Source organism: Microbacterium hibisci, assembly GCF_015278255.1.
GTDB lineage: Bacteria > Actinomycetota > Actinomycetes > Actinomycetales > Microbacteriaceae > Microbacterium > Microbacterium hibisci.
In genome coordinates this window covers 519,683-546,584 of record NZ_JADIJC010000002.1, presented here as the reverse complement: position 1 = coordinate 546,584, position 26,902 = coordinate 519,683, and the positions used below count along the sequence as shown (strand labels likewise).

Annotated in this window: 29 protein-coding genes and 1 tRNA gene; 8 read left to right on the top strand and 22 right to left on the bottom strand. The window is 70.5% G+C overall.

The genetic code is table 11. The annotated features are described in order from the left end of the window. Positions 1–282 precede the first annotated feature (282 nt). Positions 283–915 (bottom strand): 4a-hydroxytetrahydrobiopterin dehydratase, encoded by a 633-nt coding sequence (locus IM770_RS06570; protein WP_203580321.1) that lies wholly within the window; start codon positions 913–915, stop codon positions 283–285. A 142-nt stretch (positions 916–1,057) separates the two neighbouring features. Between IM770_RS06570 and IM770_RS06565 the strand changes: the two genes are divergently transcribed. Continuing rightward, positions 1,058–1,765, top strand: coding sequence for a YqaJ viral recombinase family protein (locus IM770_RS06565; RefSeq protein ID WP_203580320.1), 708 nt, complete (start codon positions 1,058–1,060; stop codon positions 1,763–1,765). 6 nt (positions 1,766–1,771) lie between these two features. Here the strand turns inward: IM770_RS06565 and IM770_RS06560 are convergent, their stop codons facing one another. Next, the gene (locus tag IM770_RS06560; RefSeq protein WP_203580319.1) at positions 1,772–2,275 is read right to left on the bottom strand and encodes a 2'-5' RNA ligase family protein; all 504 of its coding nucleotides are present in this window, start codon (positions 2,273–2,275) and stop codon (positions 1,772–1,774) included. A gap of 232 nt (positions 2,276–2,507) precedes the next feature. Here IM770_RS06560 and IM770_RS06555 point away from each other — a divergent pair, with 232 nt between their 5' ends. Both IM770_RS06555 and IM770_RS06550 read left to right on the top strand, forming a co-directional pair. Next, on the top strand, positions 2,508–4,265 hold the full coding sequence (locus tag IM770_RS06555; RefSeq protein WP_203580318.1) for an MDR family MFS transporter: 1,758 nt from the start codon (positions 2,508–2,510) through the stop codon (positions 4,263–4,265). An 11-nt stretch (positions 4,266–4,276) separates the two neighbouring features. After that, positions 4,277–4,741, top strand: a complete 465-nt coding sequence (locus IM770_RS06550) for a MarR family winged helix-turn-helix transcriptional regulator (protein WP_203580317.1) — start codon at positions 4,277–4,279, stop codon at positions 4,739–4,741. Between the two features lie 65 nt (positions 4,742–4,806). Here IM770_RS06550 and IM770_RS06545 read toward each other — a convergent pair whose 3' ends face one another. From IM770_RS06545 to IM770_RS06510, 8 genes are all read right to left on the bottom strand, one after another. After that, entirely contained in the window at positions 4,807–5,103 is a 297-nt protein-coding gene (locus tag IM770_RS06545; RefSeq protein WP_203580316.1) for a Dabb family protein, read from the bottom strand. A 17-nt stretch (positions 5,104–5,120) separates the two neighbouring features. Continuing rightward, positions 5,121–6,128 (bottom strand): sugar phosphate isomerase/epimerase family protein, encoded by a 1,008-nt coding sequence (locus IM770_RS06540; protein WP_203580315.1) that lies wholly within the window; start codon positions 6,126–6,128, stop codon positions 5,121–5,123. 132 nt (positions 6,129–6,260) lie between these two features. Beyond that, positions 6,261–7,118, bottom strand: a complete 858-nt coding sequence (locus IM770_RS06535) for a sugar phosphate isomerase/epimerase family protein (RefSeq protein WP_203580314.1) — start codon at positions 7,116–7,118, stop codon at positions 6,261–6,263. Between the two features lie 103 nt (positions 7,119–7,221). Further along, positions 7,222–8,433 (bottom strand): substrate-binding domain-containing protein, encoded by a 1,212-nt coding sequence (locus tag IM770_RS06530; RefSeq protein WP_203580313.1) that lies wholly within the window; start codon positions 8,431–8,433, stop codon positions 7,222–7,224. A 2-nt stretch (positions 8,434–8,435) separates the two neighbouring features. Then, on the bottom strand, positions 8,436–9,515 hold the full coding sequence (locus IM770_RS06525) for an ABC transporter permease (protein WP_203580312.1): 1,080 nt from the start codon (positions 9,513–9,515) through the stop codon (positions 8,436–8,438). Next, entirely contained in the window at positions 9,512–10,612 is a 1,101-nt protein-coding gene (locus tag IM770_RS06520) for an ABC transporter permease (protein ID WP_203580311.1), read from the bottom strand. Before IM770_RS06520 ends, IM770_RS06525 begins: the two co-directional genes overlap by 4 nt. Next, positions 10,609–12,354 (bottom strand): sugar ABC transporter ATP-binding protein, encoded by a 1,746-nt coding sequence (locus IM770_RS06515; protein WP_239065804.1) that lies wholly within the window; start codon positions 12,352–12,354, stop codon positions 10,609–10,611. The genes IM770_RS06520 and IM770_RS06515 overlap by 4 nt, the downstream gene beginning before the upstream one ends. Beyond that, positions 12,351–13,457, bottom strand: a complete 1,107-nt coding sequence (locus tag IM770_RS06510; RefSeq protein WP_203580310.1) for a Gfo/Idh/MocA family protein — start codon at positions 13,455–13,457, stop codon at positions 12,351–12,353. Before IM770_RS06510 ends, IM770_RS06515 begins: the two co-directional genes overlap by 4 nt. Positions 13,458–13,571: 114 nt before the next feature. On the opposite strand from IM770_RS06510, the gene IM770_RS06505 reads away from it, so the two are divergent. Beyond that, positions 13,572–14,765, top strand: coding sequence for an ROK family transcriptional regulator (locus IM770_RS06505; RefSeq protein ID WP_203580309.1), 1,194 nt, complete (start codon positions 13,572–13,574; stop codon positions 14,763–14,765). A gap of 250 nt (positions 14,766–15,015) precedes the next feature. Then, a complete protein-coding gene (locus IM770_RS06500) occupies positions 15,016–16,041 on the top strand; it encodes an NADP-dependent oxidoreductase (RefSeq protein WP_203580308.1) in 1,026 nt (341 codons plus the stop codon). Positions 16,042–16,067: 26 nt separating this feature from the next. On the opposite strand, the gene IM770_RS06495 is transcribed toward IM770_RS06500, so the two are convergent. Beyond that, positions 16,068–16,958: a LysR family transcriptional regulator ArgP gene (locus IM770_RS06495; protein WP_203580307.1), complete on the bottom strand. Its 891-nt coding sequence runs from the start codon at positions 16,956–16,958 to the stop codon at positions 16,068–16,070. A gap of 71 nt (positions 16,959–17,029) precedes the next feature. Between IM770_RS06495 and IM770_RS06490 the strand changes: the two genes are divergently transcribed. Then, a complete protein-coding gene (locus IM770_RS06490) occupies positions 17,030–17,764 on the top strand; it encodes a LysE/ArgO family amino acid transporter (protein WP_203580306.1) in 735 nt (244 codons plus the stop codon). A gap of 69 nt (positions 17,765–17,833) precedes the next feature. Here the strand turns inward: IM770_RS06490 and IM770_RS06485 are convergent, their stop codons facing one another. Next, entirely contained in the window at positions 17,834–18,187 is a 354-nt protein-coding gene (locus tag IM770_RS06485; RefSeq protein WP_203580305.1) for an iron chaperone, read from the bottom strand. A gap of 59 nt (positions 18,188–18,246) precedes the next feature. Between IM770_RS06485 and IM770_RS06480 the strand changes: the two genes are divergently transcribed. Further along, positions 18,247–18,522 carry an acylphosphatase gene (locus IM770_RS06480; protein ID WP_203580304.1) on the top strand — a complete coding sequence of 92 codons (276 nt, stop codon included), beginning with the start codon at positions 18,247–18,249 and terminating at the stop codon, positions 18,520–18,522. A 23-nt stretch (positions 18,523–18,545) separates the two neighbouring features. Here IM770_RS06480 and IM770_RS06475 read toward each other — a convergent pair whose 3' ends face one another. The 10 genes from IM770_RS06475 to IM770_RS06430 form a co-directional block, all read right to left on the bottom strand. Continuing rightward, complete coding sequence (locus IM770_RS06475) at positions 18,546–19,490, bottom strand: amino acid ABC transporter ATP-binding protein (RefSeq protein WP_307785386.1); 945 nt, start codon at positions 19,488–19,490, stop codon at positions 18,546–18,548. Next, on the bottom strand, positions 19,477–20,208 hold the full coding sequence (locus tag IM770_RS06470) for an amino acid ABC transporter permease (protein WP_203580303.1): 732 nt from the start codon (positions 20,206–20,208) through the stop codon (positions 19,477–19,479). Before IM770_RS06470 ends, IM770_RS06475 begins: the two co-directional genes overlap by 14 nt. Before the next feature lie 72 nt (positions 20,209–20,280). Then, complete coding sequence (locus tag IM770_RS06465) at positions 20,281–21,087, bottom strand: amino acid ABC transporter substrate-binding protein (RefSeq protein ID WP_203580302.1); 807 nt, start codon at positions 21,085–21,087, stop codon at positions 20,281–20,283. A 145-nt stretch (positions 21,088–21,232) separates the two neighbouring features. Beyond that, the gene (locus IM770_RS06460) at positions 21,233–22,279 is read right to left on the bottom strand and encodes an NAD(P)H-dependent flavin oxidoreductase (protein WP_203580301.1); all 1,047 of its coding nucleotides are present in this window, start codon (positions 22,277–22,279) and stop codon (positions 21,233–21,235) included. A gap of 221 nt (positions 22,280–22,500) precedes the next feature. Next, on the bottom strand, positions 22,501–23,193 hold the full coding sequence (rplA, locus tag IM770_RS06455; protein WP_203580300.1) for a 50S ribosomal protein L1: 693 nt from the start codon (positions 23,191–23,193) through the stop codon (positions 22,501–22,503). Between the two features lie 14 nt (positions 23,194–23,207). Next, a complete protein-coding gene (gene rplK, locus IM770_RS06450) occupies positions 23,208–23,639 on the bottom strand; it encodes a 50S ribosomal protein L11 (RefSeq protein WP_076679785.1) in 432 nt (143 codons plus the stop codon). Positions 23,640–23,855: 216 nt separating this feature from the next. Next, positions 23,856–24,977 (bottom strand): transcription termination/antitermination protein NusG, encoded by a 1,122-nt coding sequence (gene nusG / locus IM770_RS06445; RefSeq protein ID WP_203580299.1) that lies wholly within the window; start codon positions 24,975–24,977, stop codon positions 23,856–23,858. 83 nt (positions 24,978–25,060) lie between these two features. After that, on the bottom strand, positions 25,061–25,333 hold the full coding sequence (gene secE / locus IM770_RS06440) for a preprotein translocase subunit SecE (protein ID WP_045300625.1): 273 nt from the start codon (positions 25,331–25,333) through the stop codon (positions 25,061–25,063). A 90-nt stretch (positions 25,334–25,423) separates the two neighbouring features. Next, positions 25,424–25,496: transfer RNA gene (locus IM770_RS06435), tRNA-Trp, on the bottom strand. Positions 25,497–25,684: 188 nt separating this feature from the next. After that, the gene (locus tag IM770_RS06430) at positions 25,685–26,122 is read right to left on the bottom strand and encodes a pyridoxamine 5'-phosphate oxidase family protein (protein ID WP_203580298.1); all 438 of its coding nucleotides are present in this window, start codon (positions 26,120–26,122) and stop codon (positions 25,685–25,687) included. 64 nt (positions 26,123–26,186) lie between these two features. Here IM770_RS06430 and IM770_RS06425 point away from each other — a divergent pair, with 64 nt between their 5' ends. After that, positions 26,187–26,795: a hypothetical protein gene (locus IM770_RS06425; RefSeq protein ID WP_203580297.1), complete on the top strand. Its 609-nt coding sequence runs from the start codon at positions 26,187–26,189 to the stop codon at positions 26,793–26,795. Positions 26,796–26,902: the final 107 nt, after the last annotated feature.

Sequence of the window (26,902 nt, the reverse complement as noted above, 5' to 3'; positions counted from 1 at the left end):
CCCGAGGACCCCTGGGTTCTTCCTGCGCACTTCTGTGGTGGCGATCGCGCACCCCTGCAATACAAGTCGATTGGGGAGGAGTGGATCGCCACGCCGAATGGCGAGAGGCGCGGCATCCCGTTCCCCCAGGCGGCCGCATCCGTTTCCGGACTCCGCCGAGATCGCTCGATCTCGGCGAGTAACCATGGCGTCGGCGCCGACGATGTGGTTGCTCGCCGAGAAACCGCGATGTCGACAGCAGAGGGAGGGACGCCGCGGGAGTGCACCAGAGAGGCGGTCGGATCAGCGCCAGGGGCTGAGGTCAAGCTTGTGGCCGTCGGCGTCGGCGAGGGTCCACCACGCCGGGGCGTGGGAGTCGTCGACCAGCACTCCGCCGGCGTCGAGCGCGGCCTGGAGGCGCTTCTCGATCACGTCGCGCGGCGCATTCACGTCGAGGTGGGACTTCCCGCGCAACGGCTTGTCGAGGGGCTGGAACCAGATCAGGGGCCCCCGCCCGCCGGCGTCGTAGAGCACGCCGTCGCGGAGCTCCTTGAACCCGGTCGCCGCCTTCCAGAACGGCAGGACGGCGCTCGCGTCGGTCGTGGCGACGGCGAGCATGAGCTCCTGCATGCGATCGGTGACCGCCGGGATGTCGAGTTCCCGGGCAGCGTCGGAGATCTGCGCAGCGAGCGCCGCATCCTTGGCCGTCAGCCCGCCGGCGGAGTGGGTGAGCAGCCGCACGCGCACGGTGGAGTAGCGCACGTCGACGTCGGGGTGGTGATCGGCCGCCTCGGCCAGTTCGGCGATCGCGGCGAACAGCTGAGCGCCGGCGGCGAAGGTGCCGGTGCGGAAGAGCGCGAACGCGCCGGTGACCCGGGGACGCCAGTCCTCGACACCGGGGAACGCGCGGAACTCGCGGGAGGTGATGGTGTCCATGAACCCGAGGATGCCACCGCCCCGGTTCAGCGCAACCCCGTCCGCGAACGCCCCGGCGAAACGGCGGGCACCGCCGCCGGGGCCGACCGCCGAGCGCGCGTCGCAGTCGGCGGATGTCGTCTCGGCGGCGTAGCCTCGAGGAGTGAACCCCGAGCACTCCGCCGCGCGCCCCTCCGGGCTTGCGGCGCAGGCACCGGAGGTCGCCGCCCGCATCGTCGCGGACTCGCGCGACCGCGTGGCCTGGGTGCGCGCGCGATCGCGCGGCATCACGGCGACGGACGTCGCGACCCTGACCTCCGAGAAGGCGATCGCCCGCGCGGCCGACGCCAAGCTCCTCGGCTCGGGGTTCTCGGGAAACGCCTATACCGCCCACGGCCGCGCGCGCGAGCCCGAGATCGCATCGTGGGTCGCGGCGACGCACGGCATCCTCCCCTCTTCGGCGCTGTTCCATGCCGTCGTCGAGAAGCGGCATCTCGCCACCCCCGACGGCATCACGGTCGACTCCGGGGGCCGCATCACGCTCGCCGAGATCAAGACCACCAACAAGGAGTGGCGCAGCATCCCCCGGTCCTATCTGCGGCAGGTGTGGTGGCAGCAGCACGTCCTCGGCGCGGAGCGCACGCTCGTGGCGTGGGAGCAGCACGACGGCTTCGTGCCGGTGGACGACGAACCACGCTGCGCCTGGGTCGACCGCGACGAGGCCGAGATCGCCAAGCTCGTGCGCCTGGCGACCGCACTCATCGACGAGCTGTATCTGCGAACGATGAGAGCACGGCAGCAGCCGACACGGATGCCGCAGCCGCCCGCTCTGCCGCGCGAGCCGTTCCGCGCACTCGCACTCGCGGACTGAGGCCGCTCAGTCGAGCATCGTGACCGTTCTGGCGTCGGCATCCCAGACTCGTGCGCCGATCGCCTGTCCGATGAGGTTCGGAGCGCGGATCAGTCGCATCGCCTTCGCCAGCCGTTCGGCGGTGAGCCCGCGCGCCAGCGTCATGTGCGGGGTCCAGCGATCGATTCCGGTGTTCGAATAGTGCGGCTGCGGGGTGCCGGCCAGCTCGGCGACCGTGCGGTGGACCGCCAGGAGCGGTGCGGTCACGACGACGTGACGTGCGAGCACGTAGCGATTCCTGTGGCCGAGGATCACGACTCCCCCGAGCTCGACCGCGATGGGGAGCATGTCGGTGATGCCGGCGAAGGCGGAGGGCTCGAGTCCGTCTCGCACCGCGAGGGTGAGGTGCGGCCGATTGCTCGGCGCAGGGTTGCGCCCTGAGCTCGGCAGGTCGGCTCCGAGCAGGCGGTCCCAGTCCTCGCGCACCGCGCGGTCGAGCTCGGGATCCGGAAGCAGTTCGACACTGAACACCCCTCCATCTTGCGCTCTCGCGAGAGGGTGACGGATGCCGCAGGCCGCGGCATCCGTCAACGCCGTCGTCGTCCGCCTCCTCATCGCGACACCACCACCCGATACGCCGATAGTTGACACACATCAACCATCGGCGTATCGTTGACCTGAATCAACTGTTGACTCATGTCAACCTTCTTCCGCGCCGCTGTCGCCGCGAACCCACCTCCCACTCCTCGTTCAAAGGACTTCTATGGCCACGTCCACCCCCGCGACCGGGTCGGTCGCCACCGCCGAGGGCACCGCCGCCGACAAGCGCCGGCACCGCCAGGTGCTGCAGGCGCTCACCGGCCTGCTGCTCGGCATGTTCGTGTCGATGCTCGCGTCGACCGTCGTCTCCACCTCGCTTCCCGTGATCGTCCACGACCTGGGCGGCGACCAGGCGGCGTTCACGTGGGTCGTGACCGCGACCCTGCTGACCACCGCGATCTCGACCCCGATCTGGGGCAAGCTCGCCGACCTGTTCAACCGCAAGCTGCTCATCCAGATCGCGATCGTGATCTTCGTGCTCGCCACCGCGGCGGCCGGGTTCTCGCAGGATCCCGGCACGCTCATCGCCTTCCGCGCGGTGCAGGGCATCGGCGCCGGCGGTCTCGCCGCGCTCAGCCAGGTGATCATGGCCGACATCATCAGCCCGCGCGAGCGCGGCCGGTACATGGGCCTCTTCGGCGCCGTGATGGCGGTCGCGACCGTCGGCGGTCCGCTCCTCGGCGGCTTCATCACCGACACGATCGACTGGCGCTGGAACTTCTTCATCGCGCTGCCGTTCGCGGTCGCCGCGCTCGTGATGATGCAGCGGACGCTCCACCTGCCGCCGCGCCCGAAGACCAAGGCGCGCATCGACTACTTCGGCATCGTTCTGCTGTCGACCGCCGTGTCGCTGCTGCTCATCTGGGTGACCAACGCCGGCAAGGACTACGACTGGTGGAGCACCGAGACCATCCTCATGGTCGGCGGCGCGCTCCTCGCGGCCGTGCTGTTCGTGATCGTCGAACTGCGCTCGAAGGAGCCGCTCGTGCCCCTCACGATGTTCCGCAACCGCACCTTCACCCTCGCTGTCGTCGCGTCGATCTCGATCGGCATCGCGATGTTCGGCACCTCGGTCTTCCTCAGCCAGTACATGCAGCTGGCGCGCGGCGCGACGCCGACCGAGGCGGGTCTCATGACCATCCCGATGATCGCCGGCCTGCTGCTCTCGTCGATCGTGATCGGCGGTCTCGTCACCCGCCACGGCCACTGGAAGCCGTACCTGATCGTGGGCGGCGTCCTGCTGATCGCGGGTTCGTACCTGCTGTCGACCATCCACTACGACACGAACTTCGTGCTCGTCTCGCTCTACATGTTCCTGCTCGGCGCGGGCGTCGGCATGACCATGCAGAACCTCGTGCTCATCGTGCAGAACACCGCGAAGCCCAGCGAGATCGGCGTCGCGAGCTCGGGCGTCACGTTCTTCCGCAGCCTCGGCGGCACGATCGGCGTCTCGGTGATGGGCGCGGCCCTCGCGACCTCGGCGACCGACCTGTTCGCCGACCGCAAGGACGACATCGGCGCGGCCCTCATGGCGCTCGGCGAGAAGGGCGCCGCGATCGGCCAGCAGCTCGCGTCGGGCACCATCCCGCAGGTCTCGGCGCTGCCCGAGTCGATCCGCGTGATCGTCGAGGACATCTACGCCCAGGCCATCGCCCACTCGTTCCTCATCGCGGTGCCGCTGGCCGTGATCAGCCTCATCGCGATCATCTTCCTGCCCAACAAGCCGCTCACCCGCATGACCACGAGCGAGCGCGTGCAGGCGAGCGAGGCCGACCTGGCGACGGTCTCGGTCGCCGAGGGCATGGAGACGCTGACGGCCACCGCCACGGTGGACACGGATGCCACGACCCGCGGCTCGACCCCCGGTGCCGCCGCATCGTCGGACGACGCGGCGGACGAGGCATCCGTCACCCGGCGATAATGTCGAACACGATGACCTCCCACGACACTCGAGCGGCGCGCACCGAGGCGGTGCGCGCCCTCGAGGCGGAGTTCGGGGAGCTGATCAACCGCTTCCGGCGGATCATCACCGAGAACGCCAACCGCGTGAGCCCGGGGATGCTGCCGGGGGCGTACAAGGTGTTCACCACCATCGTGCGGCGCGAGGGCATCACGCTCTCGGCCCTCGCCGAGTCGCTCATGTCCGACAAGGGCCAGATCAGCCGCACGGTGCGCGAGCTCGAGCAGCTGGGCCTGATCCAGCGCACGCCCGACCCCGACGACGGCCGGTCGAGCCTGCTCTCCCCCACGCCGTTCGGGCTCGAGCGACTCGCCGAGGCGCGCGCGCCGCAGGAGAGCCTGCTCGTCGACGCGCTCGAGGAGTGGCCGGTCGACGACATCCTCAACCTGACCCGGCTGCTGCACGCGCTCACGCTCGGCGAGCGCCCGGCCGACTGAGCGCCCGGCCGACTGAGCGCCCGCCCGGCGCCCCGCGGACGGGGCCAGAGCTCGAGCCTCGCGACTCAGGCCTCGACGAAGTCGTACTCCTGGAACGACGCCACCTCGGGAACCCACCGCTCCGCCACGAACGCCACGTGCGTCGGGTGGTCGTTGTAGGCCTGGTAAGCGGCATCGTCGGCGAACACCATCGAGAACTGGTGCGCGAGGTCGCTCTTCGGGCTCACCTGCCGGTTGACCCGGAAGTCCTCGACGCCGGGGATCGAGGTGAGGGCGGCGCGCGCATCGGTCAGGAACGCCGCCTCCTCCGGCGAACCCGGTGCGTGCGAGAGACGGAAGACGACGGTGTGCTGAATCGGCATGCTGCGAGTCTTCCGCATCACTGGTTGCTGAAGGCGGCGTCGAACGAGGCCGTCGGCGGCGGCCACAGCAGCGAGCGGACGAAGCTCACCGCCTCGGCGGCGCCGTGGAGGCGGTCCATGCCGGCGTCCTCCCACTCGATCGAGATCGGGCCGGTGTAGCCGATGGCATCGAGCGCCCGGAACGAGTCCTCCCAGGGCACGTCGCCGTGGCCGGTGGAGACGAAGTCCCACCCGCGCCGCGGGTCGCCCCACGGCAGGTGCGAGCCGAGCACCCCGGCGCGTCCGTTGCGCGGCCGGAGCCGCGTGTCTTTGCAGTCGACGTGGTAGATGCGGTCCTGGAAGTCCCAGATGAAGCCGACCGGGTCGATGTTCTGCCACATCATGTGCGACGGGTCCCAGTTGAACCCGAACGCCTCGCGGTGCCCGATCGCCTCCAGCGCACGCACGCTCGACCAGTAGTCGTAGGCGATCTCGCCCGGGTGCACCTCGTGCGCGAAGCGCACGCCCTCACCGTCGAAGACATCGAGGATCGGGTTCCAGCGGGCGGCGAAGTCCTCGAAGCCGCCCTCGATGACCTCGCCGGGCACGGGCGGGAACATCGCCAGGTACGGCCAGATCGACGAGCCGGTGAAGCCGACCACGACGTCGATGCCGAGTTTGCGCGCGACCCTCGCGGACCGCTTCATGTCCTCCGCCGCGCGCTGCCGCACGCCTTCGGCATCGCCGTCGCCCCACACGTAGTCGCGCAGGATCGCCTGGTGCCGGAAGTCGATCGGCGCATCGCACACCGCCTGGCCGGCGAGGTGGTTCGAGATGGCGAAGGCTTTCAGGCCGTGGCGGTCCAGCACCTCGAGCCGCGACGCCGCGTAGGCATCGTCCTCGTCTGCGCGCTTCAGATCGAGATGATCGCCGGATGCCGCGATCTCGAGTCCGTCGTAGCCCCACTCCGCTGCGAGGCGTGCCACCTCCTCGAACGGCAGGTCCGCCCACTGCCCGGTGAACAGGGTGACGGGGTGCTCGGCCATGATCTCAGCTCCCTTGCTTGGTCGTGATCTTCGCATACGCCGGTTGCGGCCGGTTGTCGCGGGCGCTCTGCGCCCGTATCGCGACACCTCGGGTCGTTCGGTCCGGGGATCGATCGGGTTTTTGCGGAGCGGTCAGTGACCGTTCTGCAGTCCCGTGAGGTACCGCAGCGACCGCTCCGCCAGATCGTCCTGGCTCGCCGCCAGCGGGCGCCACACCGACGCCGCGACGGCGATGGTGGCGTTCTCGCCGGTGAAGCTCTCCAGCCCCAGGATGCCTTCATACCCGGCGTCGTCGAGCGCCGCCAGAGTGCCAGGCCAGTCGGTGTGATCGTCGCCGACGGCGCCGCGGTCGCTGCCGCACACCTGCACGTGGGCGATGCGCCCGGCGGTGGCCCGGATCGCGGCATCCGGTCGCTTCTCCTCGATGTTGAGGTGATAGGTGTCCAGTGCCAGCCCGAGGCCGGCTCCGAAGAGCGGTGCCAGCGCCTCGAGCGCCTGCTCGACGGTGTTGATGACGCTGGTCTCGTACCGGTTGAGCGGCTCGACGGCGAGCGCGATGCCGTCGGCCGCCGCCTCGTCGACGAGCGGCTCGAGGTTGCGGCGCAGCTGCGCGACCACATCGGTGCGCTCGTCGGGCGTCATGCGCCAGGTCACGCCGGTGGGCGAATAGAACGGTCCGGCGACGACGGATGCCCCCACCTCGCGCGCCGCGGTCAGGCACGTCCGGAGATACGCCTGGGTGGCGGGGACGTTCCCCGCCCGGTCGACCAGCGAGCGTCCGGGCCCCATCGCGCCGATCACCACGGGCTGCAGCTGCAGCGAGGTGAGCAGATCACGCGCACGTGCGGCATCCCAGTCCCCCGCGTTCTCGAGCGGCAGCTCGATGGCACCGAATCCCATGCCGGCGATCTTCGGCGCGAGCGCGGCCAGCGACTCGTCGGTCAGCGGCGAGGTCCACACCCAGGTGTTGACGCCGATCGTGCGCTGCATGCGTGCTCCTGTCCGAGACGGCGCGTTTCGTCTCGCTTCGCTCGCTCAACGACCGAGACCGGTCGTTGAGCGAGCGAGGAACGAGCGAGACGAAACGCCGGGGTTACGGGATCTGGCGCTCCTGCCAGACCTCGGGGTAGCCCGGCAGGTTCTCGCCGCCGAACTTGGCGTAGTGGCCGTCGGGCATGCCGTCGTTGGCCTCGAGGTACTGGTCGACCTCTTCCGCCGTGATCGGGCTCTGCGGGAGCACCCACTCCTTCGGGATCTGCTCGCCGGCGAAGATCTTCTGCGCCGCCAGCAGCGGGGTGCGCCACTGGAAGTTCGAGTAGACCGGAGCGAGGCCCGTCAGGCCCGTCTCCTTCCACTTGCGCAGGAAGCTCATCTCGTCCTCACCCGTCATGACGGGGTAGTCCACGCCGGCGTCCTCGAACGCCTCGATGGCGGCGACGGCGCCGTCACCGGCATCCATCCAGATGCCCGCCACGTCGCCCTTCGCGAGCTCGTCGCTGATGATGCTCTTGATCTCGGCCGGGTCGGCACCGGTGAAGTAGTCGACCGCCTCGATGCCCGCGTCGGCGAACATCTTCTCGGCCGCCGCCCAGCGCTGCTCGAGCACGTCGACGCCCGGGAGGATGCGCAGGCCCACGACCTTGTCGCCCTCCTCGAGGTTGTCGATGAGGAACTGCGCGGTGTCGATGCCCCACGCGAATCCGCCGATCGGGTGGATGAACGTGACGGGGCAGTCGGTCTCGACGCCGCGGTCGAACACGATCACCGGCTTGCCGGTGTCGCACGCGCGCTCCACCGCCGGAGTCATCGCGGCCGTGCTGTTCGGCGAGATGATGAAGACGTCGCAGCCGCCCTCGGCGATGAAGTAGTCGATGTCGGCGATCTGCGTGTCGTCGGAGTCCTGCGCGTCACGCGTCTCCATCTCGCTGATGACGCCCTGCTCCTGCAGCACCTCGAGCTGCTGGTTCATGGTGATCCAGCCGGTCTGGCGCCACGGGTTCGAGATCGACGCGTTCGCGAAGCAGGCCTTCTTGGCACCGGTGCTCGCGTACTGCGCCGTGTCGACCATCTCGGCGTCGATGTACTGCAGGTACGGCTCGTCCTCGGGGCCCTCGGGCACGACCTCGCGCTGGGCCATCTGGGTGTCGAACAGCTCCTGGTCGAACCACTCGTTGGGACCGGCGTCCTCGGTCGGCTCGGCCGTGGAGTCGGGTGGGGCCACGTTCGGGTCGGTCGTACACCCGGCGAGGGCGAAGAGACCGACGAGCGCCACCGCGGTGGTGGCGATCTTCACTGATCGTCGCATTGCTAGCTCCTGTCGTTCTGTGCGGCGCCCTCGCCTGCGAGGGCCGGTGTTGCGGACGACTCCTCGGCGCCATCGGGCGCGTCGGGTTCCTTCCCCAGGGAGGGAGAGGTCGGTGGGGCCCCGCCACGCCTGCGGGACCGGAAGACCAGACCCGAGTACGCGACGGCGGCGATGATGATGACGCCCTGGACGGCGTCGCGCAGCGACGCCGGGACGCCGGCGATGTTCAGCAGCAGGAACAGGGCCTCGAGCACGAAGGCGCCCGCGACGGCGGCGACGATCCAGCCTCGGCCGCCGCCGAGAACCACGCCGCCGAGCACGACGGCCGTGATCGCGACGAACTCGTAGCCGCGGCCGACGGAGGGGTGCACGCCGGCGTACCCGACGAGCAGCACGGCCGAGACGGTCGCCGACAGCGACGAGATCATGAAGGCCTGCGTGGTGACCCACCAGTCCCGTGCACCCGAATAGCGAGTCGCGCGCGCGTTGTCGCCGATCGCGATGAGAAGCTTGCCGAGCGGGCGCTTGGTGACCCAGATGCCGAGCGCGAGCCAGGCGGCCAGGATGAGCACCGACCACGGCAGGAACTCGATGAGCGGGAGGTCGCGGATGCCGCCGCGGCCGATCTGGCGGAAGCTGTCGGCGGGGTTGCCGGTGGCGGCGCCGCCCGTCCACCACAGCACCAGGCCGAGGAGGGCGAGCATCATGCCGAGCGTCACGATGAACGAGGGGACCTTCAGCAGCGTCGTCAGGAGCCCGTTCACCAGCCCGATGAACAGGCCGAACACGATCATGAGGCACAGCACCGGCACGGTGCGGGCGTCATCCTGACCGACGAGGTTGCCCGCCACGATCACCTGGGCGGTGATCAGGGAGCCCTGCGAGAGGTCGAACTCCCCCGCGATGATGACGAAGTACTGTCCGATCGCGACGATGGCCACGGGTGCCACGCGCTGGATGTAGCGCATGATCTGGCCCGGATCGGCGAAGTTGGGGTTCAGCACCATGATGGCGATCAGCAGGATCACCAGCAGCAGGAACACCGCTCCGCGCGGGCTCACGAGAGTCTTCAAGAACCTCATCGCGCGCCTCCTCGCGTCGCCGCGCCGCCTTCGGCCGCATCGGCCTCCGCCTCGAGGGCGTGGGATGCCGCGGCCATCGCCGGTGCGGCCGCCTCGGCCTCGGCATCTCCGCCCGTCCTGGTGCCGCCCGGCCCGAACCGCGTGCGGCGGCGCACGATCGCACGGCGGCTGTAGACGGCGACCGCCGCGACGATGACGACGCCGCGCACCACGTCCTTGAGGAACGGGTTGACCTGCATGACGCTCATCACGTTGTCGACGACCGCGAAGATCGCGACGCCGCCGATGGTGCCCCACACCGAGCCGCGGCCGCCCAGCAGCAGGGTGCCGCCGAGCACGACGGCCGCGATCGACAGCAGCGCGTAGCCGCCCTGCTGACCCACTGTCGGGCTGCCGACACCGAGACGGCTCGCGAGCAGCAGGCCGGCCAGGCCCGCGAAGACCGAGCACAGCACGTGTGCGGCGATCAGCGGCGGGCGGGTGCGCACGCCCGACAGGCGCGCGACCTCGGGGTCGCCCCCGACCGCGAACAGGTGGGCTCCGGTGCGCGTGCGGTCGAGGAGGAACCACACCAGCACCGCGAGGGCGATCATGATGATCGTCGAGACCGGGATGGGCCCGACGCCCGACGCGCCGATGAGCTGGAAGGCCCACGGCACCGACCCGGCGCTCCCCTGGAAGTTCGTGTTCAGCACCCCCTGCAGGATGAGCCCGACGCCGAGCGTCGCGATGAAGCCGTTCACCTTGAGCACCGTCACGATGAGACCGTTGGCGAGACCGATGGCCGCGCACACGAGCAGCGTGAGGGTGACGGCCCACGGGATGTTGGCGGCGTTGCCGTTCATCGTGGTGGCGGCGATGAGGCTCGCGAGGCTCATCACGTACGTCACCGACAGATCGAGCGACGCCCCGAGGATCACGAGGGTCTGACCGATGGCGACCAGGCCGAGCACGCTCATGCCCGTGAGGATGTCGCGGATGTTGCCGGGGCTGAAGAAGTTGCGCCCCACGGTGGCGACGAGGACGGCTCCGACCGCGATGACGAGGATCAGGATGCCGAGCACGATCACCGTGGAGTCGATGCGGAGGCGCTTCACGGCCTGCTCCCGTCGTCGTCGAGGCGCGGATCGGCGATGTCGGCGCCGGGCGCTGCCGCGCCCGAGCCGGCGGGCGCCGGGCCCGAGTCGGTGCCGGTGGGTGCCGTCGCCGAGCCGGTGGCGGCGGGCGCCGGGCCCGAGCCGGCGGGCGCCGGGCCGGTGGCGGCGGGCGCCGTGCCGGTGCCGGCGGGCGCCGGGCTGGAGTCGGTGCCGGCGGGCGCCGGCGCCGAGCCGGTGGCGGCGGCGAGCACCTCGTGCTCGGCCGATCCCGCGGGAAGCTCGGCGGCGAGTTCACCGTCGCGCATGACGAGGATGCGGTCGCTCATGCCGATGACCTCCGGCAGCTCGCTCGAGACCATCAGCACGGCCTTGCCCTCGGCGGCGAGCTGGCGCATGAGCTGGTACACCGCGACCTTCGCGCCGACGTCGATGCCGCGTGTCGGCTCGTCGAACAGCACGATCTGCGGATCGGTGACGAGCCACTTCGCCAGCACGACCTTCTGCTGGTTGCCGCCGGAAAGGAAGCGCACCTCCTGGTCGACGCCGCGCGACGACACCTCGAGCGAGCTGAGGATGCCGGGCACGCTTCGGCGGGACGCGCCCGTGCGGCCCGCGAACACGCTGCGGACCACGAGGAGCGCATTGTCGAGCACCGACTGGCCGAGCGCGAGGCCCTGCGCCTTGCGGTCCTCGGTGACGAGCGCGAGCCCGGCTTTGACGGCGGCCCTCGGGCTGGCGAAGCTCACCGAGCGGCCGTCGATGATCATCGACCCGCGCGTGAAGCCGTGGACGCCGAAGACGCCCTCGACGAGCTCGGTGCGGCCGGATCCCTGCAGACCCGCGAGCCCCACGATCTCGCCCGCGCGGAGGGTGAGCGAGACACCGTCGACGTACTCGTTGCCGCAGCCCTCGAGCTGCAGCCGCGGCTCGCCGAGCGTGGTGCCCTCGACCGGGCCCGGGAAGTACGACTGCAGCGGGCGGCCCACCATGCGACGGACCAGTTCGGCGTCGGTGAGGGCGGTTGCGGCATCCGTCGACACCAGCGAGCCGTCCTTCAGGATCGTGATGGTGTCGCAGAGATCGAAGATCTCCTTCAGCCGGTGCGACACGTAGATGACGGCCACGCCGCGCGCCGTGAGCTTGCGGACGATGGCGTAGAGAAGCTCCACCTCGTGGTCGCTGAGGGCAGCCGTGGGCTCGTCCATCGAGATGACACGGGCGTCGAACGACAGCGCCTTCACAATCTCGACGATCTGCTGCTCGGCCACGGTGAGCGAGCCCACCCGGGCGCCCGGATCGATGAACGCGACGCCGAGTCCCTCGAGCAGGTCGCGGGTGCGGCGCTCCATGCCCTTCTTGTCCACGAAGCCCGCCTTGCGAGGCTCGCGCCCGAGGAAGACGTTCTGCGCGACCGTGCGCTCGGGCAGCAGGTTGAACTCCTGGAAGACCGTGACGAGCCCGGCGTCCATCGCCTGGCGCGGGTGGTGGAAGGCGACGGGCTGGCCCTCGAATTCGACCGAGCCCGTGTCGGCGTCGTGGACGCCGGCCAGGATCTTCATCAGCGTGGACTTGCCCGCGCCGTTCTCGCCGACCAGCCCGTGGACCTCACCGCGACGCACGTCCAGGTCGATGTCGGACAGCACGCGCACGCCGAAGAACGACTTCGAGACGCCGCGTGCGCGGAGCACGACGTCGGGGCCGGTGGGAGGCACCGGGGTGTCGGCGAGCATCGTGTCGGTCATGCCGGCACCTCGATCCAGTCGCGGGTGAGTGCCGACTCGAGCACGGCCTCGGTGAGGACCGCCGCGCGCAGGCCGTCGGCGAAGGTCGGAAGGCCGTCGGGCTCGGCGCCGCCGATGGCGGCGTAGACGTCGGCCACGAAGTTGTCGAACGCGTCCTGGTAGCCCATCGGGTGCCCCGCGGGGACGGACTGCAGACGAGCCGAGTCGGCGCGGGCGGTCGCCGGGTCGCGCAGCACCAGGCGCGAACCCTTGCGCGCTCCGATCCACAGCTCCTCGGGCCGCTCCTGGTCGAAGCGGATGCTGCGACGCGTGCCGTGGAGTTCGAGCACCAGCGCGTTCTTGCGGCCGGGCGCCATCTGCGACACGAGCAGCGTGCCCAGCGCGCCCGACTCGGTCTCGACGAGGAGCGCGGCGGCGTCCTCGTTCGAGACGGTCCGGCCCGCGCGCTCGTCGAACACGCGGCGGGTGCGCGCCGACAGGCGCACGATCCGCTCGCCGGTGACGAACTCGATCAGGTCGCACAGGTGCGAGCCGATGTCGGCGAAGGCGCGCGACGGACCGCCGGCTGCGGCATCCGCCCGCCAGTCGTCGTCCTGCTGCCGCAGCATCCAGTCCTGCAGGTACGCGGCGTCCAGGGTGAGGAGGGTGCCGATGCGCCCGTCGGCGATGCGGGCGCGGGCTTCGCGCACCATCGGGTGGTAGCGGTAGACGAACGGGACGGCGGCGACCACGCCCGACGCCTCGGCCTCGCGCGCGAGGTCTCGTGCGTCGGCGGCGGAGGTCGCCAGCGGCTTCTCGCACACGACGTGCTTGCCGGCGGCGAGCGCCGCCGCGGCGAGCGTCGCGTGGGTCGCGTTGGGCGTGCAGATGTGCACCACGTCGACATCGGATGCCGCGAACACGCCGTCGGCGTCATCCTCCACCCGCTCCACCCCGAGCTCACGCGCCACGGCTTCGGCCCGTGTGCGGCTCGAGGAGGCCACGGCGGTGAGGCGGGCGCCTGCGCGGCGGGCCGCCGCGGCGTGGACGCGCCCCATGAAGCCGCCGCCCACGAATCCCGTGCGAACGGTGCCGACGCCGATGTCGATGACTTCCGTAGTCATGCCGCGATCATGTCACGCAACCGCCGACTTTTGCTAGTGCTTCGTCAAAAGTGATCTGGTCGTGATCTTAAGTCGCCACGCCGATGGGCAGAAGGCCTGTGCTTTACTGTCGCCATGGTCGACGCGATGCGCGGCAGCGGAGCCGCGAGCAGCACCGGAGCGGGCGAGATCTTCCAGATCCTCCGCGACGGCCGCGCGCGCACGAAGGCCGAGCTCGCGACCCTCACCGGGCTCGCCCGCTCGACCGTGTCGAGTCGGGTGGACGCGCTGCTGGCCGCGGGTCTCGTACGCCCCGCGGGCGAAGCCGCCTCGACCGGAGGACGGCCACCCGCCCGAGTCGCCTTCAACCCGCTGGCGGGCGTGATCATCGCGGTTGATCTCGGCGCGACGCACGCGACGGTCGCCGTCGCCGATCTCGCGGCGAACATCCTCACCGCCAACACCCATCCGCTCGACATCGCCGAAGGCCCCGAGCCGGTGCTCGACTCGGTGATCGCCGAGGGCGCGAGCCTGCTCGAGCGCCAGGGCATCGCGGCCTCCCAGGTGATGGGGATCGGCATCGGGGTGCCGGGACCGGTCGAGCATTCGACAGGTCGCCCCACCAATCCTCCGATCATGCCCGGCTGGGACCGCTTCGACGTGCCGCACTACGTGCAGCGCACCTTCGACGTGCCGGTGCTGGTCGACAACGACGTGAACATCCTGGCCCTCGGCGAGCAGGCGCTCAGCTGGCCGGGCGTCGCCGATCTCATCTTCGTCAAGGTGTCGACGGGCATCGGCGCCGGCCTCATCTCCGGCGGCGCCCTGCAGCGGGGCGCGCAGGGCTCGGCAGGTGACATGGGCCACGTCCAGGTGCCCTACAGCCGCGACTCCCCTCGTCCTCCGGGTGACCAGCGCGACCTCGAGGCCATCGCGAGCGGCACCGCCATCGCCGCCGACCTCCGGGCCCAGGGCATCGAGGCCACCGGCAGCTCCGACGTCGTGGCACTCGTGCGGGCGGGCCACCCGGCCGCCATCGCCGCGACGCGCCAGGCGGGCCGCGAGGTGGGCGAGGTGCTCGCGACGGTCGTCAACATGCTGAACCCCTCGGTGATCGTGATCGGCGGCAGTGTCGCGCGCGCCGGCGAGCACCTGCTCGCGGGCATCCGCGAGGTCGTGTACCGGCGCTCCATCCCGCTCGCGACGCAGCACCTGGGGATCGTCCAGTCCCAGGCCGACGACACCGCCGGCGTGCTGGGAGCGGCCATCATGGTCACGCAGCAGGTGCTGTCCCCCGCCGCGGTCGAGCTGCGCGCCGCGCGCGCCTGACTCCGCGGTCGCGGCGCTCCGGCGCCCGCACGACTCTCCGATGACGGGCCGCGGGACGGAGACGGATGCCGCGCCCCGCGGTGCGCGACCCGCTGTGCGCTTTCCGCCGGAGTGCGATGTCTGGTATCCCAGCGCGCACGGGTCAGGGACGTAGCACCGGCGTAACACGGCCGAGACGAACGCACGGTTGACTGTCCTCACGGGGTTCAGTTCTGTGCCGATGACGGTGCGCCCGCGGAAGGAGAGTGCGATGAGGATCCGACCGCTGCGATCGACCCCCGAGTCGACCCTGGTGCCCGTCGCCGAGCCGCCCGCCGAGATGCGGGCCGTGGCGTTCGACGCGCCGGGCGATCCGGACGCGCTGCGCGCGGCATCCGTCTCCGTCCCCTCCCCCGTCATCAGCGAGGTGCTCGTGCGCGTCGTCGCGGCAGGGGTCAACCCGATCGACGCGAAGACGCGCGGCGGCGCCGGCGTCTCGGCCGCCATCGAGCGCTACCCCGCGACGCCCGGTTTCGACTTCAGCGGCATCGTGGTGAAGAGCCCGTACGAGGCGCATCAGTTTCCGGCCGGCACGGAGGTGTTCGGCATGGCGTCGTTCCCGCGCACGTCAGGCTCGTACGCCGAGTACGTCGTGGCGCCGTCGCTGTCGGTCGCGCGCAAGCCCGCCTCGCTCTCGCACGTCGAGGCGGCCGGCGTTCCGCTGGCCGCGCTGACCGCGTGGGGCCTCGTCGTCGAGACCGCGCACGCGCACGAGGGCCAGCGGATCCTGATCCACGCCGGCAGCGGCGGCGTCGGGCACTTCGCCGTGCAGTTCGCCGCGTACTTCGGCGCCCACGTCACCGTGACGGCATCGGGGCGCAACGCCTCGTGGCTGCGCGAGCTCGGGGCCGCCGTCGTGATCGACTACACGACGACGCGGTTCGACGAGGTGGTCGGCGAAGTGGATGCCGTGATCGACCTGGTCGGCAACGTCGGAGGCGACACCGGCACGCGGTCGCTGGAAGTGCTGCGGCCCGGCGGGCTCTACGTGCTGGTGCCGACCGGCTCCTGGCCCGGCTACGCCGAAGCCGCCGCGGACGCCGGCGTGCGGGCGACGTCGTACAAGGTGATCCCCGACGGCGGAGCCCTCGCGACCATCGCCCGGCTGCTCGACTCGGGATCGGTGCAGGTGTACATCGAGCAGGTGTTCGACCTGGCCGATGCGGCCGATGCGCATCGCGCGATCGAGACCGGCCACACGCGCGGCAAGGTCGTGCTGCGGGTCAGCGACGGCTGATCCCCCGCGCCCCGCCCGTCCTCGGTTCACGTGGAGGTGAGCACGCGGCGGCCCTCCGCCACGATCGCGTCGGCGATCGCGTCGAGGAGGGGCGAGCGCAGGTTCCACTGCTGCCAGTGCAGCACGACATCGACCGGCGGACCGCCGAGGAGCACCAGCTCGCCGCGCTCGAGCGCCTCGTGCGACTGGAACCGCGGCAGCATCGCCCAGCCGAGGCCCAGTCGGACCGCGGTGGCGAAGTCGTTCGACGCCGGCACATAGTGCCGCGGCGGCCGCGCCGGATCGACGCCCTGCCGCGACAGCCACTCGTTCTGCAGGTCGTCGCGCCGGTCGAAGTCCACCAGCGGCGCCTCGCTCAGTGCCGCCTCCCGGTCTCCGGCGAGCCACCGCTCGGCATACGCCGGCGTCGCCACAGCCTCGTAGCGCATGGCGCCCAGCACCGACGAGCGACACCCGGCCACCGGCGCCGCGCGCGAGGTCACGGCGCCCATCACGGTGCCCGACTCGAGCAGGCCCGCGGTGAAGTCCTGATCGTCGCGGTGGAGGTCGAAGACCACCGGATGCCGCTCCGCGAGGCGCGCGAGGGGCGGGAGGAACCACGTCGCCAAGGAGTCGGCGTTGACCGCAAGCGCCACGCTCGTGAGCGCGGCGTCCTCGCTGTCGGCCCCGAGCTCGGCGAGCGCGTCGTGCTCGAGCAGCGCTGTCTGGCGTGCGAGCCGGATCACCGACATGCCCGCCTCGGTCGGGCGCACCGGCTTCGAGCGCACGAGCACGAGCCGGCCGAGCTGCTCCTCGAGCGCCTTGATGCGCTGACTGACCGCCGAGGGGGTGACGTGCAGCCGCCGGGCGGCCGCATCGAGGGTGCCCTCGTCGACGACGACGGCCAGGGTCTCGGCGAGCTCGAACGGGATCCGCATCTTCAGTCCGGCTAATGGTACTGAAGATCCATGAGCTGGACTACGGGTGGTACCGAACCTAGCGTCGAAGAGTGCTCACCCCCGTTCTGGCCGGCCTCGGCCTCGGCTTCTCGCTCATCATCGCCATCGGCGCGCAGAACCTCTTCGTGCTCCGGCAGGGTCTGCGCCGTGAGCATGTGTTCGCGGTCGCGGCCATCTGCGCGATCTCGGACGCGCTGCTCATCCTGCTGGGGGTGTCGGGCGTCGGCTTCGTGCTGCAGGCGGTGCCGTGGCTGGTCGACGCGGTGAGGTGGGCGGGCGCGCTCTTCCTCGTCACGTACGGCGTGCTCGCGGCGCGCCGCGCGCTGAAGCCGTCGGGACAGGTGCTCGGTGCCGGTGAGGACGTGCCTCGCGACGCGGACCGCGCCGCGGCTCACGCTGACGGCGGTGTGGGCGCCTTCGTCGCGCCCGAAGCCGCGGCATCCGGTGTGCGCAGCGATGTCCGAACGGCCGCGACGCCGTCGACCCGCACCCGCCTGCTGCCCGTCATCCTGACGTGCCTCGCCCTCACGTGGCTCAACCCGCACGTGTACCTCGACACCGTGTTCCTGCTCGGCACGGTCGCCAACACGCACGGCGACGACCGCTGGCTGTTCGCGGCCGGCGCGATGTCGGCGAGCGTGCTCTGGTTCTTCGGACTGGCGTTCGGCGCGCGTCTGCTCGGACGCTGGCTGTCGACCCCTCGCGCGTGGCGCATCCTCGACGGCGTCATCGCGGTCGTCATGATCGCGCTGGGCGTCTCTCTGGTGCTGCCGACGGTCGCCTGATCCGGACAGGCGCCCGCACCACGCTCGCGCCGAGGAGAGCGGGCCAGCGGGGTCAGCGGGTCAGCGCGGTCAGCGCTCGATCTGCTCCTTGCGGGCGATCACGAGCGCGCGCACGACACCGTCGGGCAGTGGGTGCTCCGGCTGATAGCGGATCGTGCCCTTGTCGAGCCCGATTCCCGGATGACCGTCGAGCGCCCCGGCCACCGCCGACACCGCCTCCGGGCTGAACGGGTACACGCCGATGTGCTTCTTCGCCCTCATCACCGACACCAGCGGCTTTCCGTGGTACACCAGCGCCGGCATCCCGTATCCGAGTCCCTGCTCAGCATCGGGCGCCTCCTCGCGCGCGATCGCATAGATGCGCTCGACCGAGGGCCGGTCGGCGTCATCGAGTCCGGCCAGGAGTTCGTCGACGGTTCCCATGCACGCATCCTGGCATCCGGCACTCGCCCGCGACAGCCCCGCCGGTGCACGATGGAGCCATGAGACGCGTGCACGTGATCGTCCGGGGCGAGGTGCAGGGCGTCGGCTACCGCTACACGATGCGCATGGTGGCGCGCGAGGCCGGAGCCGCCGGCTGGGCGCGCAACCGCCGCGACGGGTCGGTGGAGGCCGAGGTCGAGGGCACCGACGCCGCGGTCGACGAAGTGCTCGCCTGGATGGCGGAGGGGCCGCCCGGCTCGCGCGTCGCCGAGGCGACGGTGACGGATGCCGCGCCCACCGGCGAACGCGGCTTCGAGGTGCGACCGACGGCGTGACCGGCCGCGTGCTCGACCGGTCGTCATTCCTCGAGCGGACGCAGGATGCGGTCGACGAACCGGCGGGTGCGCTCGTGCTGCGGGTCGGTGAAGAGCTGCTTCGGCGTGCCACGCTCCACGATCGCCCCTTCGTCGAAGAAGAGCACCTCGTCCGCGACCTGCCGCGCGAACCCGAGCTCGTGCGTGACGATCACCATGGTCCAGCCCTCGTCGGCGAGCTCCTTGAGCACCAGCAGCACCTCGCCCACCAGCTCGGGGTCGAGGGCGCTGGTGGGCTCGTCGAACAGCAGCAGCGACGGCTGGAGCGCGAGGGCGCGGACGATGCCGACGCGCTGCTGCTGTCCGCCGGACAGCTCGAACGGGAAGGCGTCCCGCTTCTCGGCCAGCCCGACCCGCTCCAGCAGCGCCTCGGCGCGAGCCGTCGCCTCGGCCTTCGGCACACGGTGCGCGTACACCGGACCCTCCAGCACGTTCTGGATCACCGTGCGGTGCGGGAAGAGGTTGTGATGCTGGAAGACCATCGCCGAGCGATCCCGCAGCGCGAGGCGGTCGGCCTTCGAGACCTTGGCCGAGAAGTCGATCTCGGGTCCGCCGTCGAAGCTCAGGGTGCCCGCATCAGGCGTCTCGAGTCCGTTCAGCGAGCGCAGGACGGTGGTCTTGCCCGAGCCGCTCGGCCCGATGAGCACCACGACCTCGCCGCGGCGCACCTCGAAACCGACGCCGTCGAGCACGCGGTTCGTGCCGAAGCTCTTCGTGATCCCCGCGACGCGCAGGAGGGCCCGGTCGTCCGCCGGAGTGGGCGGCGCGAGCGCGTCGCCCGCAGCCGGATCGACGTGCGGGGAGCGGTCGACGGGCTCACGCGGGTCGACGGGCTCATGCAGGTCGACGGGCTCATGCGGGTCGACGGGCTCACGCGGGTCGACGGGCTCGCGCGGGTCGACGGGCTCGTGGGGATCAGTGGGCGACATAGCGGTCGAGCCTCCTCTCGATGGCGCTCTGGCCGGACGACAGCACGAGGCAGAAGAGCCAGTAGATGAGCGCCGCCTCGAGGTAGATCACCATGAACTCGTACGTGAACGCGGCGATCTCCTGCGCGCGGCGGAAGAGCTCGGTCACGAGGATCAGCGACGCGAGCGAGGAGTCCTTGACCAGCGAGATGAAGGTGTTCGACAGCGGCGGCACCGACACGCGAGCCGCCTGGGGCAGGATGATCCGTCGCAGCGTCGTCGTGTGCGAGAACCCGACGGTGTGCCCCGCCTCCCACTGGCCCTTGGGCACCGAGAGGATCGCCGCGCGGATGACCTCGGCCGCGTAGCCCCCGACGTTGAGCGAGAACGCGATGATCGCGGCTGGCCACGGATCGATGACCAGACCGATCGACCCCAGCCCGTAGAACACCACGAAGAGCTGGACGAGCAGCGGCGTGCCGCGGATCACCGAGACGTAGAAGCGCGCGATGTTCGACACGACCGGGTTGGACGAGATGCGCATCAGCGCCACCAGCAGCGCGAGGACGAGGCCGATCGCGAACGACGAGAGCGCGAGCGGGATCGTGCCCGTCAGTCCCGCCAGCAGCAACGGCCAGAACGAGTCGACGACGAGATTCCAGATCTCGTTGCCGGAATCGACGTCGGCCGCCGCGATCGTTGCGAGCGCGGGGACGAGCAGCGTCGAGAACGAAGTCATCGAGGGTCCTCCCTCCGGGCGTCGGAGAACGCCGTCGCCCGCCCCACGGTAGGGCGGGCGACGGCTCGAGGTCTACTGCGTGACGTCTGCGCCGAAGTAGGTGTCGCTGATCTCGGCGAGCACGCCCTCTTCGCGCAGCTCGGCCAGCGCCTCATCGACGGCCTTTACGAGCGCTTCCTTGTCCTGCGTGAAGGCGAACGCGTTGTACGCGGGGTCGTCGGTCTCGGCGGCGATCTTGAGACCCGTCGGGCCCTCGTTCTTCTCGTAGTCGAGGAACGTCAGGTTGTCGTTGATCGTGGCGTCCACGCGGCCCTGCTGCAGCAGCGCGACGGCCTGCGCCCAACCTTCGACGGCCTCGATGTTGGCGCCGCTGGTCTGTGCGAGCTCGTACCAGTTGCTCGTGAGCGACTGGGCGGTCGTCTTGCCTGCGAGGTCGTCGAAGCTCGAGATCGAGTCGTCGTCCTCGGGCACGACGATCACGCCGGGAGACACGGTGTACGGCTCGCTGAAGAGGTACTTCTCCTCGCGCTCCGGGTTGATCGAGACCTGGTTGGCGATGACGTCGAAGCGGCCGGCGTCCAGCCCCGCGAAGATCGCATCCCACTGCGTCTCCTGGAAGACGATCTCGAGGCCGAGCTTGTCGGCGACCGCCTCGGCGATCTCGACGTCGAATCCGACCAGGTCGCCGGACTCGTCGTGGAACGTGAAGGGAGGATACGTGCCCTCGGTCGCGACCGTCAGCGTGCCGTCGGTGACGAGGCCGAAGTCGTCGCCCGCGGCGGCGGACTCGGTCGGCTCGGGCGCTGCCGAGCTGCAGGCGGTGAGGGCGAGCGCGGTGGTGGCGGCGAGAGCGAGAAGGGAGATGCTGCGGCGTGACATGGTGCTGTTCCTGGTGGGGTGGCGTGTGTGCAAGGCGCTGCGCCGATCGGGCGCGGCGCCGGGGTGACTCTCCAGTCAAACACGGCCCTCGCCGCTCGAGGTCGCTTCGTTACGCCGCATTGCTTCCGCAGGAGCGGAAGCAGGTTCACCCTCCGAGTCCCGCCGCGAGCTCGGCGAAGACCTCGGCGGCGTCGTCGCTCGTCGAAAGCGCGGCCGCCTGGCCGGCCCACAGCGAGACCAGGTCGCCGTCGCCGCGGCGCCCCGCCTCGGCGCGGAACTGCCCGGTGAGCCAGTTCTGGGCGGGGAACGGGAGGATCACGCCGGTCGTCTCGATCTCACGCATCGCGCGGTTGGGGATGCCGCGCGCCAGCCTTCCGCTCATCGCCCGCGTGAGCACGGTGCCGGTGTCGGCGGCGCCTGCGATGGCCTGCCGGTGCGCTTCGGTCGCGGCCGACTGCCTCGTCCCCAGGAAGGCGGACCCGACCTGCACGCCCGACGCACCCAGCGCGAGCGCCGCGGCGACGCCGCGCCGGTCGGCGATGCCGCCGGCCGCGATCACGGGCACGTCGACGGCGTCGACCACCTGGGGCACCAGTGCGAATGTTCCGACGAGCGACTGCTCCGCAGGCCGGAGGAACGAGACGCGGTGCCCGCCCGCCTCGGCGCCGGTCGCCACGATCGCGTCCACTCCGGCCGCATCGAGGGCGACCGCCTCCGCCACCGTGGTCGCAGTGCCGATCAGCCGGATGCCGCGGCTGTGAGCCGCGGAGACCAGCCGCTCGGAGGGGACGCCGAAGACCACGCTGAGCGCCGCGGGCGCGGCATCCAGCACGGCCGTCAGCTGGGAGTCGAGGTCGGGCAGGAACTCGATCGGCGGCGTGGGGTGCGCGAGGCCCAGCTCGTCGAACAGCGGCGCCACCGCCGCGATCGCCGGCGCGAGGTCGACCTCGCCGGGGGTGATCTCGTCGCCGGTCGGCAGCCACAGGTTGACCGCGAAGGGGCGCGAGGTCGCCGAACGGAGCGCCGCGATGGTGTCGCTGATGCGGTCGGCCGCATAGCCGTACAGTCCGTACGAGCCGAGGCCCCCGGCATCGCTCACCGCCGCCGCGAGCTCGATCGACGAGAGACCGCCGAAGGGACCGAGCACGATCGGCGCGTCGATGCCGAACAGATCCTGGAGCGTGGCGACCATGCGTCCGACGCTACTCCCGCCCCGCCGCCCCGGGCGACGGCGGGGCGGCGCACAGAATCGGAAGTTCTGCTCGACACGCCGGGCCGCGGCATCCGTCATCCGGCGTGTCGGCCCCGCAATTCCGATTCTGTGCACGACGCGTCGTCGAACGACGAAGGCCCCACCCGAGCGGGTGGGGCCTTCGGTGCGACCGGTGAAAGGTCGCTGAGCTTGTCGAAGCGTCAGACGAGCGTGTTGACGTCCAGCGGGATGCCGGGGCCGAACGTGGTCGACACGGCGCCCTTCTGGATGTAACGGCCCTTCGAGCTGGACGGCTTGAGGCGCACGATCTCTTCGAGCGCGGCCTTCAGGTTCTCGTCGAGCTGCTCGGCCGAGAACGAGGCCTTGCCGACGACGAAGTGCACGTTGGCGTGCTTGTCGACGCGGAACTCGATCTTGCCGCCCTTGATCTCCTCCACGGCCTTGGCCGGGTTGGGGGTCACGGTGCCGGTCTTCGGGTTGGGCATGAGGCCGCGCGGGCCGAGCACCTTGCCCAGGCGACCGACCTGGCCCATGAGCTCGGGCGTCGCGACGGCCGCGTCGAACGCGGTCCAGCCGCCGGCGACCTTCTCGATGAGCTCGGCGCCGCCGACCTCGTCCGCACCCGCGGCGATCGCGGCCTCAGCGGCCGGACCCGTCGCGAACACGATGACGCGGGCGGTCTTGCCCGTGCCGTGCGGGAGGATGACGGTGCCGCGCACCATCTGGTCGGCCTTGCGGGGGTCGACCGAGAGCTTGAGCGCGACCTCGACGGTCGAGTCGAACTTCGCCGATCCGGTCTGCTTCGCGAGGGCGACAGCCTCGGTGGGCGTGTAGAACTTGTCCGCCTCGATCTTGGCGGCAGCGGCCTGGAAGGCCTTGGACTTGGTAGCCATGGTTATTCTCCCCCTCAGTCCTCGACCGTGATGCCCATGGAACGGGCGGTGCCGGCGATGATCTTCGAGGCGGCCTCGAGGTCGTTCGCGTTCAGGTCGGGCTGCTTCGTCTCGGCGATCTGGCGCACCTGCTCCTTGGTGAGCTTGGCGACCTTGACCGTGTGAGGCGTCTTCGAGCCCTTCTGGACGCCCGCAGCCTTCTTGATGAGCTCAGCGGCCGGCGGGGTCTTCAGGATGAACGTGAAGCTGCGGTCCTCGTAGACGGTGATCTCCACGGGGATGACGTTGCCGCGCTGCGACTCGGTCGCGGCGTTGTACGCCTTGCAGAACTCCATGATGTTGACGCCATGCTGACCGAGCGCGGGGCCGATCGGCGGCGCCGGGTTGGCTGCACCGGCGTTGATCTGAAGCTTGATCAGGCCGGTCACCTTCTTCTTCGGTGCCATTCTTCTTCCTTTCGTCGAACCACGGATGCCGGGGCATCCGGTTCTCCCGCGAATCCGGCCGTTCCGGACCGCGGTGTCGATCGCGCGCGCTCAGCGCGCGCGCAAACCTGCAGAGTCTACCAGCGATTTCGCTGGGGTTTCGACTCGCTTCGCTCGCTCAACCTTTACCCGGGATCGCATCAACGCTCGCTGGCGCTCGCATTGATCCGACCCGCGTCAAAGCTTCGTGACCTGGTCGAACGACAGCTCGACCGGGGTCTCGCGTTCGAAGAGCGAGACGAGGACCGTGAGCTTGCCGCTCTCGGGCTTGATCTCGCTGATCGTGCCGGGCAGGCCCGCGAACGAGCCCTCCTTGATGGTGATGGTCTCGCCCACCTCGAAGTCGACCTCGGCCGGGATGACGCGCGCCGCGGCGGCCGCGCCCTTCTTGGCCGCACCGCCCTTCGCGCCGGCGACCTCCTTGACCTCGACGAGGCTCTTCAGCATGTTGAAGGCCTCTTCGAAGCGCAGCGGCGTCGGGTTGTGGGCGTTGCCGACGAAGCCGGTCACACCGGGGGTGTGACGCACGACCGACCAGGTGTCCTCGTTGAGCTCCATGCGCACGAGCACGTAGCCCGGGATGCGCACGCGGTTGACCATCTTGCGCTGGCCGTTCTTGATCTCGACGACGTCCTCCATCGGGACCTCGATCTGGTAGATGTCGTCCTCGACCTCGAGCGTCGACTTGCGCTGCTCGATGTTGGCCTTCACCTTGCGCTCGAACCCGGCGTAGGAGTGGATGACGTACCACTTGCCCGGGAGGGTCCGCAGCTCGGCGCGGTACGCCTCGTACGGGTCCTCGTCCTCGTCGTCCTCGTCGCCTTCGGGCGCCTCGGCGGCGTCGGCCGGGGAGACGGAGGCCTCGACCTCGTCCACGACGCCGGCTGCGGCATCCACGTCCGCCACGAAGTCCTCGTCGAGGACGGGCTCGTCCTCGTCGCCGTTCACGTCGGGACCGTCGTAGGGGGTCACCTCGTCGGCCGCCTCGGCCTCGCGCTCGGCGACCTCCTCCGCGATGGAGTCGTTGATCACCTCGGCCGCCGCCTCGGTCTCTGCGGTCTCGTCAAGATTCAGAGCGTCGTTCACGATCGCGTCCGCCTCCGGGTCGTCGATGTCGATGTCGTCCAGATCGGCGTCGTCCTCGTCGACGTCGTCGACGATGTGGATGGCGAGGTGCTCGGCCGGTTCGACCGACCGCTCCTCGGCCGCCAGGACGTTGCCCTCCTGCGCCTCGTCGTCCTCCGACGACTGCTCGGCTGCCGGCGCCCAATCGGCGTCGTCGACATATCTTTCAGTCACGTGAGTTCTCTTCCGTTCCGTCCGCTGCCGGACCTGCGGTCCGCCCCGTGTCATGCCCCCGTTGCGAGCCGGGGACGTCGGGATCAGGCGCCGGGCACTCCGAAGACGTACGACGTGATCCACACGAACAGCACGTCCAGGCCATAGACGAGCGCCATCATCACGACGACGAAGCCCAGCACCACCGCCGTGTACTTCAGCAGCTCCTGGCGCGTCGGCGTGACGACCTTGCGGAGCTCGGCGAAGACCTGACGGACGAACAGGGCGATACGAGCGAAGACGTTCGGCTTCTTCTCGCGAGGTGCGGCCGTTCCCTCAGCGGGGACGACTTCGCCCTTCGGCTCGTCCTGAACCATCGATGCCACCTGATTACCTTCCGTGAGCCGACACGGGTCGGCACACTGTGTTGTCAACCACCGGCATGTGGCCGGTGTTGCGCTGACGCGCAGGGCGGACAGGAATCGAACCTGCAACCTGCGGTTTTGGAGACCGCTGCTCTGCCAATTGAGCTACCGCCCTAGAGACCCGGAGGTCTCTGAAGCCCGCACTCTTCCCCTCTCACCACGGCTTGAGGATCCGCTCCCGGACACCGGGCACGGCGAAAGAATGCAGACTTCAACTGCATGATCCAGTGTACGGCATGCCCGCGAGCCCCGCGAACCGGGGCCGGACCGGCGGGCGTGTCGACGCCTGCATCCCTGCCCCGATCAGTACTGCTGGACGCCGTAGCGGTCGGGCTCCGGCGAGCGCTCGAAAGCCCGTCCCGAGAGCGAGGTCGGCTCGACCCGAACGAACGTGTACTTGAGCGTCGGGATCCAGGGGCGCAGGCCCAGCCCGTCCGCCCGCTCGACGTCGGCCGAGCGGTCGAGGGGGTGCGCGCGGCCTCGCAGGATCACGCTCCACGCGTCGCGGTCGGTGTGGTCGTCGACCTCGAAGAGCACCTCGTCGTTGACGGTCAGCTCGAACAGCTTGCTCCCCTGCGCGGTGCGGAAGAGCACGCTCTCGCCGTCCACGACGTAATTCACGGGGAAGATGTCGAGCACGTCGCCCACGTGCGTGACGAGCCGCCCGAGTTCCTGCGTGCGCAGGCGCTCCCAGCACTCTTCATCGGAGAGGGCGACGACGGGGTCCGGTGTGTCAGCCATGACTCCATCCTGTCCCGCCCGCCCGGCCCGCGACACCCCCGGAAGACCGGATTAGCATTCCGCCATGACGCTTGCGCAGACCCGCCTCGACGAGTTGTGGGACTTCGCCGATGCTCCCGCCTCGGAGCGTCGGCTGCGTGAGGCCGCCGCGCAGGAGACGGATGCCGCGACCCGCGCCGAGCTCGAGACGCAGGTCGCCCGTGCCCTGGGGCTGCAGGAGCGGTTCGCCGAGGCCGACGCCGTGCTCGACCGCGTGTCGATCGACGAGGCCGCCGTGGCGGCACGTGCGGCGCTCGAACGCGGGCGGCTGCGCAACTCGGCGGGCGACGCCGAGGCGGCGGTGCCGTACTTCCTCGCGGCGGTGGACGCGGCATCCGGGATCGCGTTCCTGCAGGTCGACGCACTGCACATGCTCGCGATCGCCGAGCCGGACCAGGCCGAGGAGTGGACGGCTGCCGCGCTGGCGGTGCTCGACGGCGTCGACGACCCCCGCACGCTCCGCTGGCGCGTCTCGCTCCACAACAACGCCGGCTGGCGGCTGTTCGACGCGGAACGGGTCGCCGACGCGATCTCGGAGTTCGAGCGGGCGTGGGATGCCGCCACCCGCTGGGGAACGCCGCAGCAGGTGCAGTGGGCCGACGAGGCCCTCGCCGAGGCCCGCGCCGCGCTGTAGCGCGTTTCGGCTCGCCTCGCCCCGCTCAACGACCGAGACCACCGCGTTTCGTCTCGCTTCGCTCGCTCAACGACCGAGACCACCGCGTTTCGACTCGCTTCGCTCGC

Coding starts and splice junctions, on each gene's coding strand:
- IM770_RS06570 (WP_203580321.1), bottom strand. CDS start 915: ATGGACACCATCACCTCCCGCGAGTTCCGCGCGTTCCCCGGTGTCGAG.
- IM770_RS06545 (WP_203580316.1), bottom strand. CDS start 5,103: ATGCCGATTCAGCACACCGTCGTCTTCCGTCTCTCGCACGCACCGGGT.
- rplA (WP_203580300.1), bottom strand. CDS start 23,193: ATGGCTACCAAGTCCAAGGCCTTCCAGGCCGCTGCCGCCAAGATCGAG.
- IM770_RS06525 (WP_203580312.1), bottom strand. CDS start 9,515: ATGAGGTTCTTGAAGACTCTCGTGAGCCCGCGCGGAGCGGTGTTCCTG.
- IM770_RS06550 (WP_203580317.1), top strand. CDS start 4,277: ATGACCTCCCACGACACTCGAGCGGCGCGCACCGAGGCGGTGCGCGCC.
- rplK (WP_076679785.1), bottom strand. CDS start 23,639: ATGGCACCGAAGAAGAAGGTGACCGGCCTGATCAAGCTTCAGATCAAC.
- IM770_RS06540 (WP_203580315.1), bottom strand. CDS start 6,128: ATGGCCGAGCACCCCGTCACCCTGTTCACCGGGCAGTGGGCGGACCTG.
- IM770_RS06460 (WP_203580301.1), bottom strand. CDS start 22,279: ATGGTCGCCACGCTCCAGGATCTGTTCGGCATCGACGCGCCGATCGTG.
- IM770_RS06535 (WP_203580314.1), bottom strand. CDS start 7,118: ATGCAGCGCACGATCGGCGTCAACACCTGGGTGTGGACCTCGCCGCTG.
- IM770_RS06530 (WP_203580313.1), bottom strand. CDS start 8,433: ATGCGACGATCAGTGAAGATCGCCACCACCGCGGTGGCGCTCGTCGGT.
- secE (WP_045300625.1), bottom strand. CDS start 25,333: ATGGTTCAGGACGAGCCGAAGGGCGAAGTCGTCCCCGCTGAGGGAACG.
- IM770_RS06500 (WP_203580308.1), top strand. CDS start 15,016: ATGAGGATCCGACCGCTGCGATCGACCCCCGAGTCGACCCTGGTGCCC.
- IM770_RS06425 (WP_203580297.1), top strand. CDS start 26,187: ATGACGCTTGCGCAGACCCGCCTCGACGAGTTGTGGGACTTCGCCGAT.
- IM770_RS06515 (WP_239065804.1), bottom strand. CDS start 12,354: ATGACCGACACGATGCTCGCCGACACCCCGGTGCCTCCCACCGGCCCC.
- IM770_RS06485 (WP_203580305.1), bottom strand. CDS start 18,187: ATGGGAACCGTCGACGAACTCCTGGCCGGACTCGATGACGCCGACCGG.
- IM770_RS06465 (WP_203580302.1), bottom strand. CDS start 21,087: ATGTCACGCCGCAGCATCTCCCTTCTCGCTCTCGCCGCCACCACCGCG.
- IM770_RS06480 (WP_203580304.1), top strand. CDS start 18,247: ATGAGACGCGTGCACGTGATCGTCCGGGGCGAGGTGCAGGGCGTCGGC.
- IM770_RS06475 (WP_307785386.1), bottom strand. CDS start 19,490: ATGTCGCCCACTGATCCCCACGAGCCCGTCGACCCGCGCGAGCCCGTC.
- IM770_RS06555 (WP_203580318.1), top strand. CDS start 2,508: ATGGCCACGTCCACCCCCGCGACCGGGTCGGTCGCCACCGCCGAGGGC.
- IM770_RS06495 (WP_203580307.1), bottom strand. CDS start 16,958: ATGCGGATCCCGTTCGAGCTCGCCGAGACCCTGGCCGTCGTCGTCGAC.
- IM770_RS06505 (WP_203580309.1), top strand. CDS start 13,572: ATGGTCGACGCGATGCGCGGCAGCGGAGCCGCGAGCAGCACCGGAGCG.
- IM770_RS06430 (WP_203580298.1), bottom strand. CDS start 26,122: ATGGCTGACACACCGGACCCCGTCGTCGCCCTCTCCGATGAAGAGTGC.
- IM770_RS06470 (WP_203580303.1), bottom strand. CDS start 20,208: ATGACTTCGTTCTCGACGCTGCTCGTCCCCGCGCTCGCAACGATCGCG.
- IM770_RS06510 (WP_203580310.1), bottom strand. CDS start 13,457: ATGACTACGGAAGTCATCGACATCGGCGTCGGCACCGTTCGCACGGGA.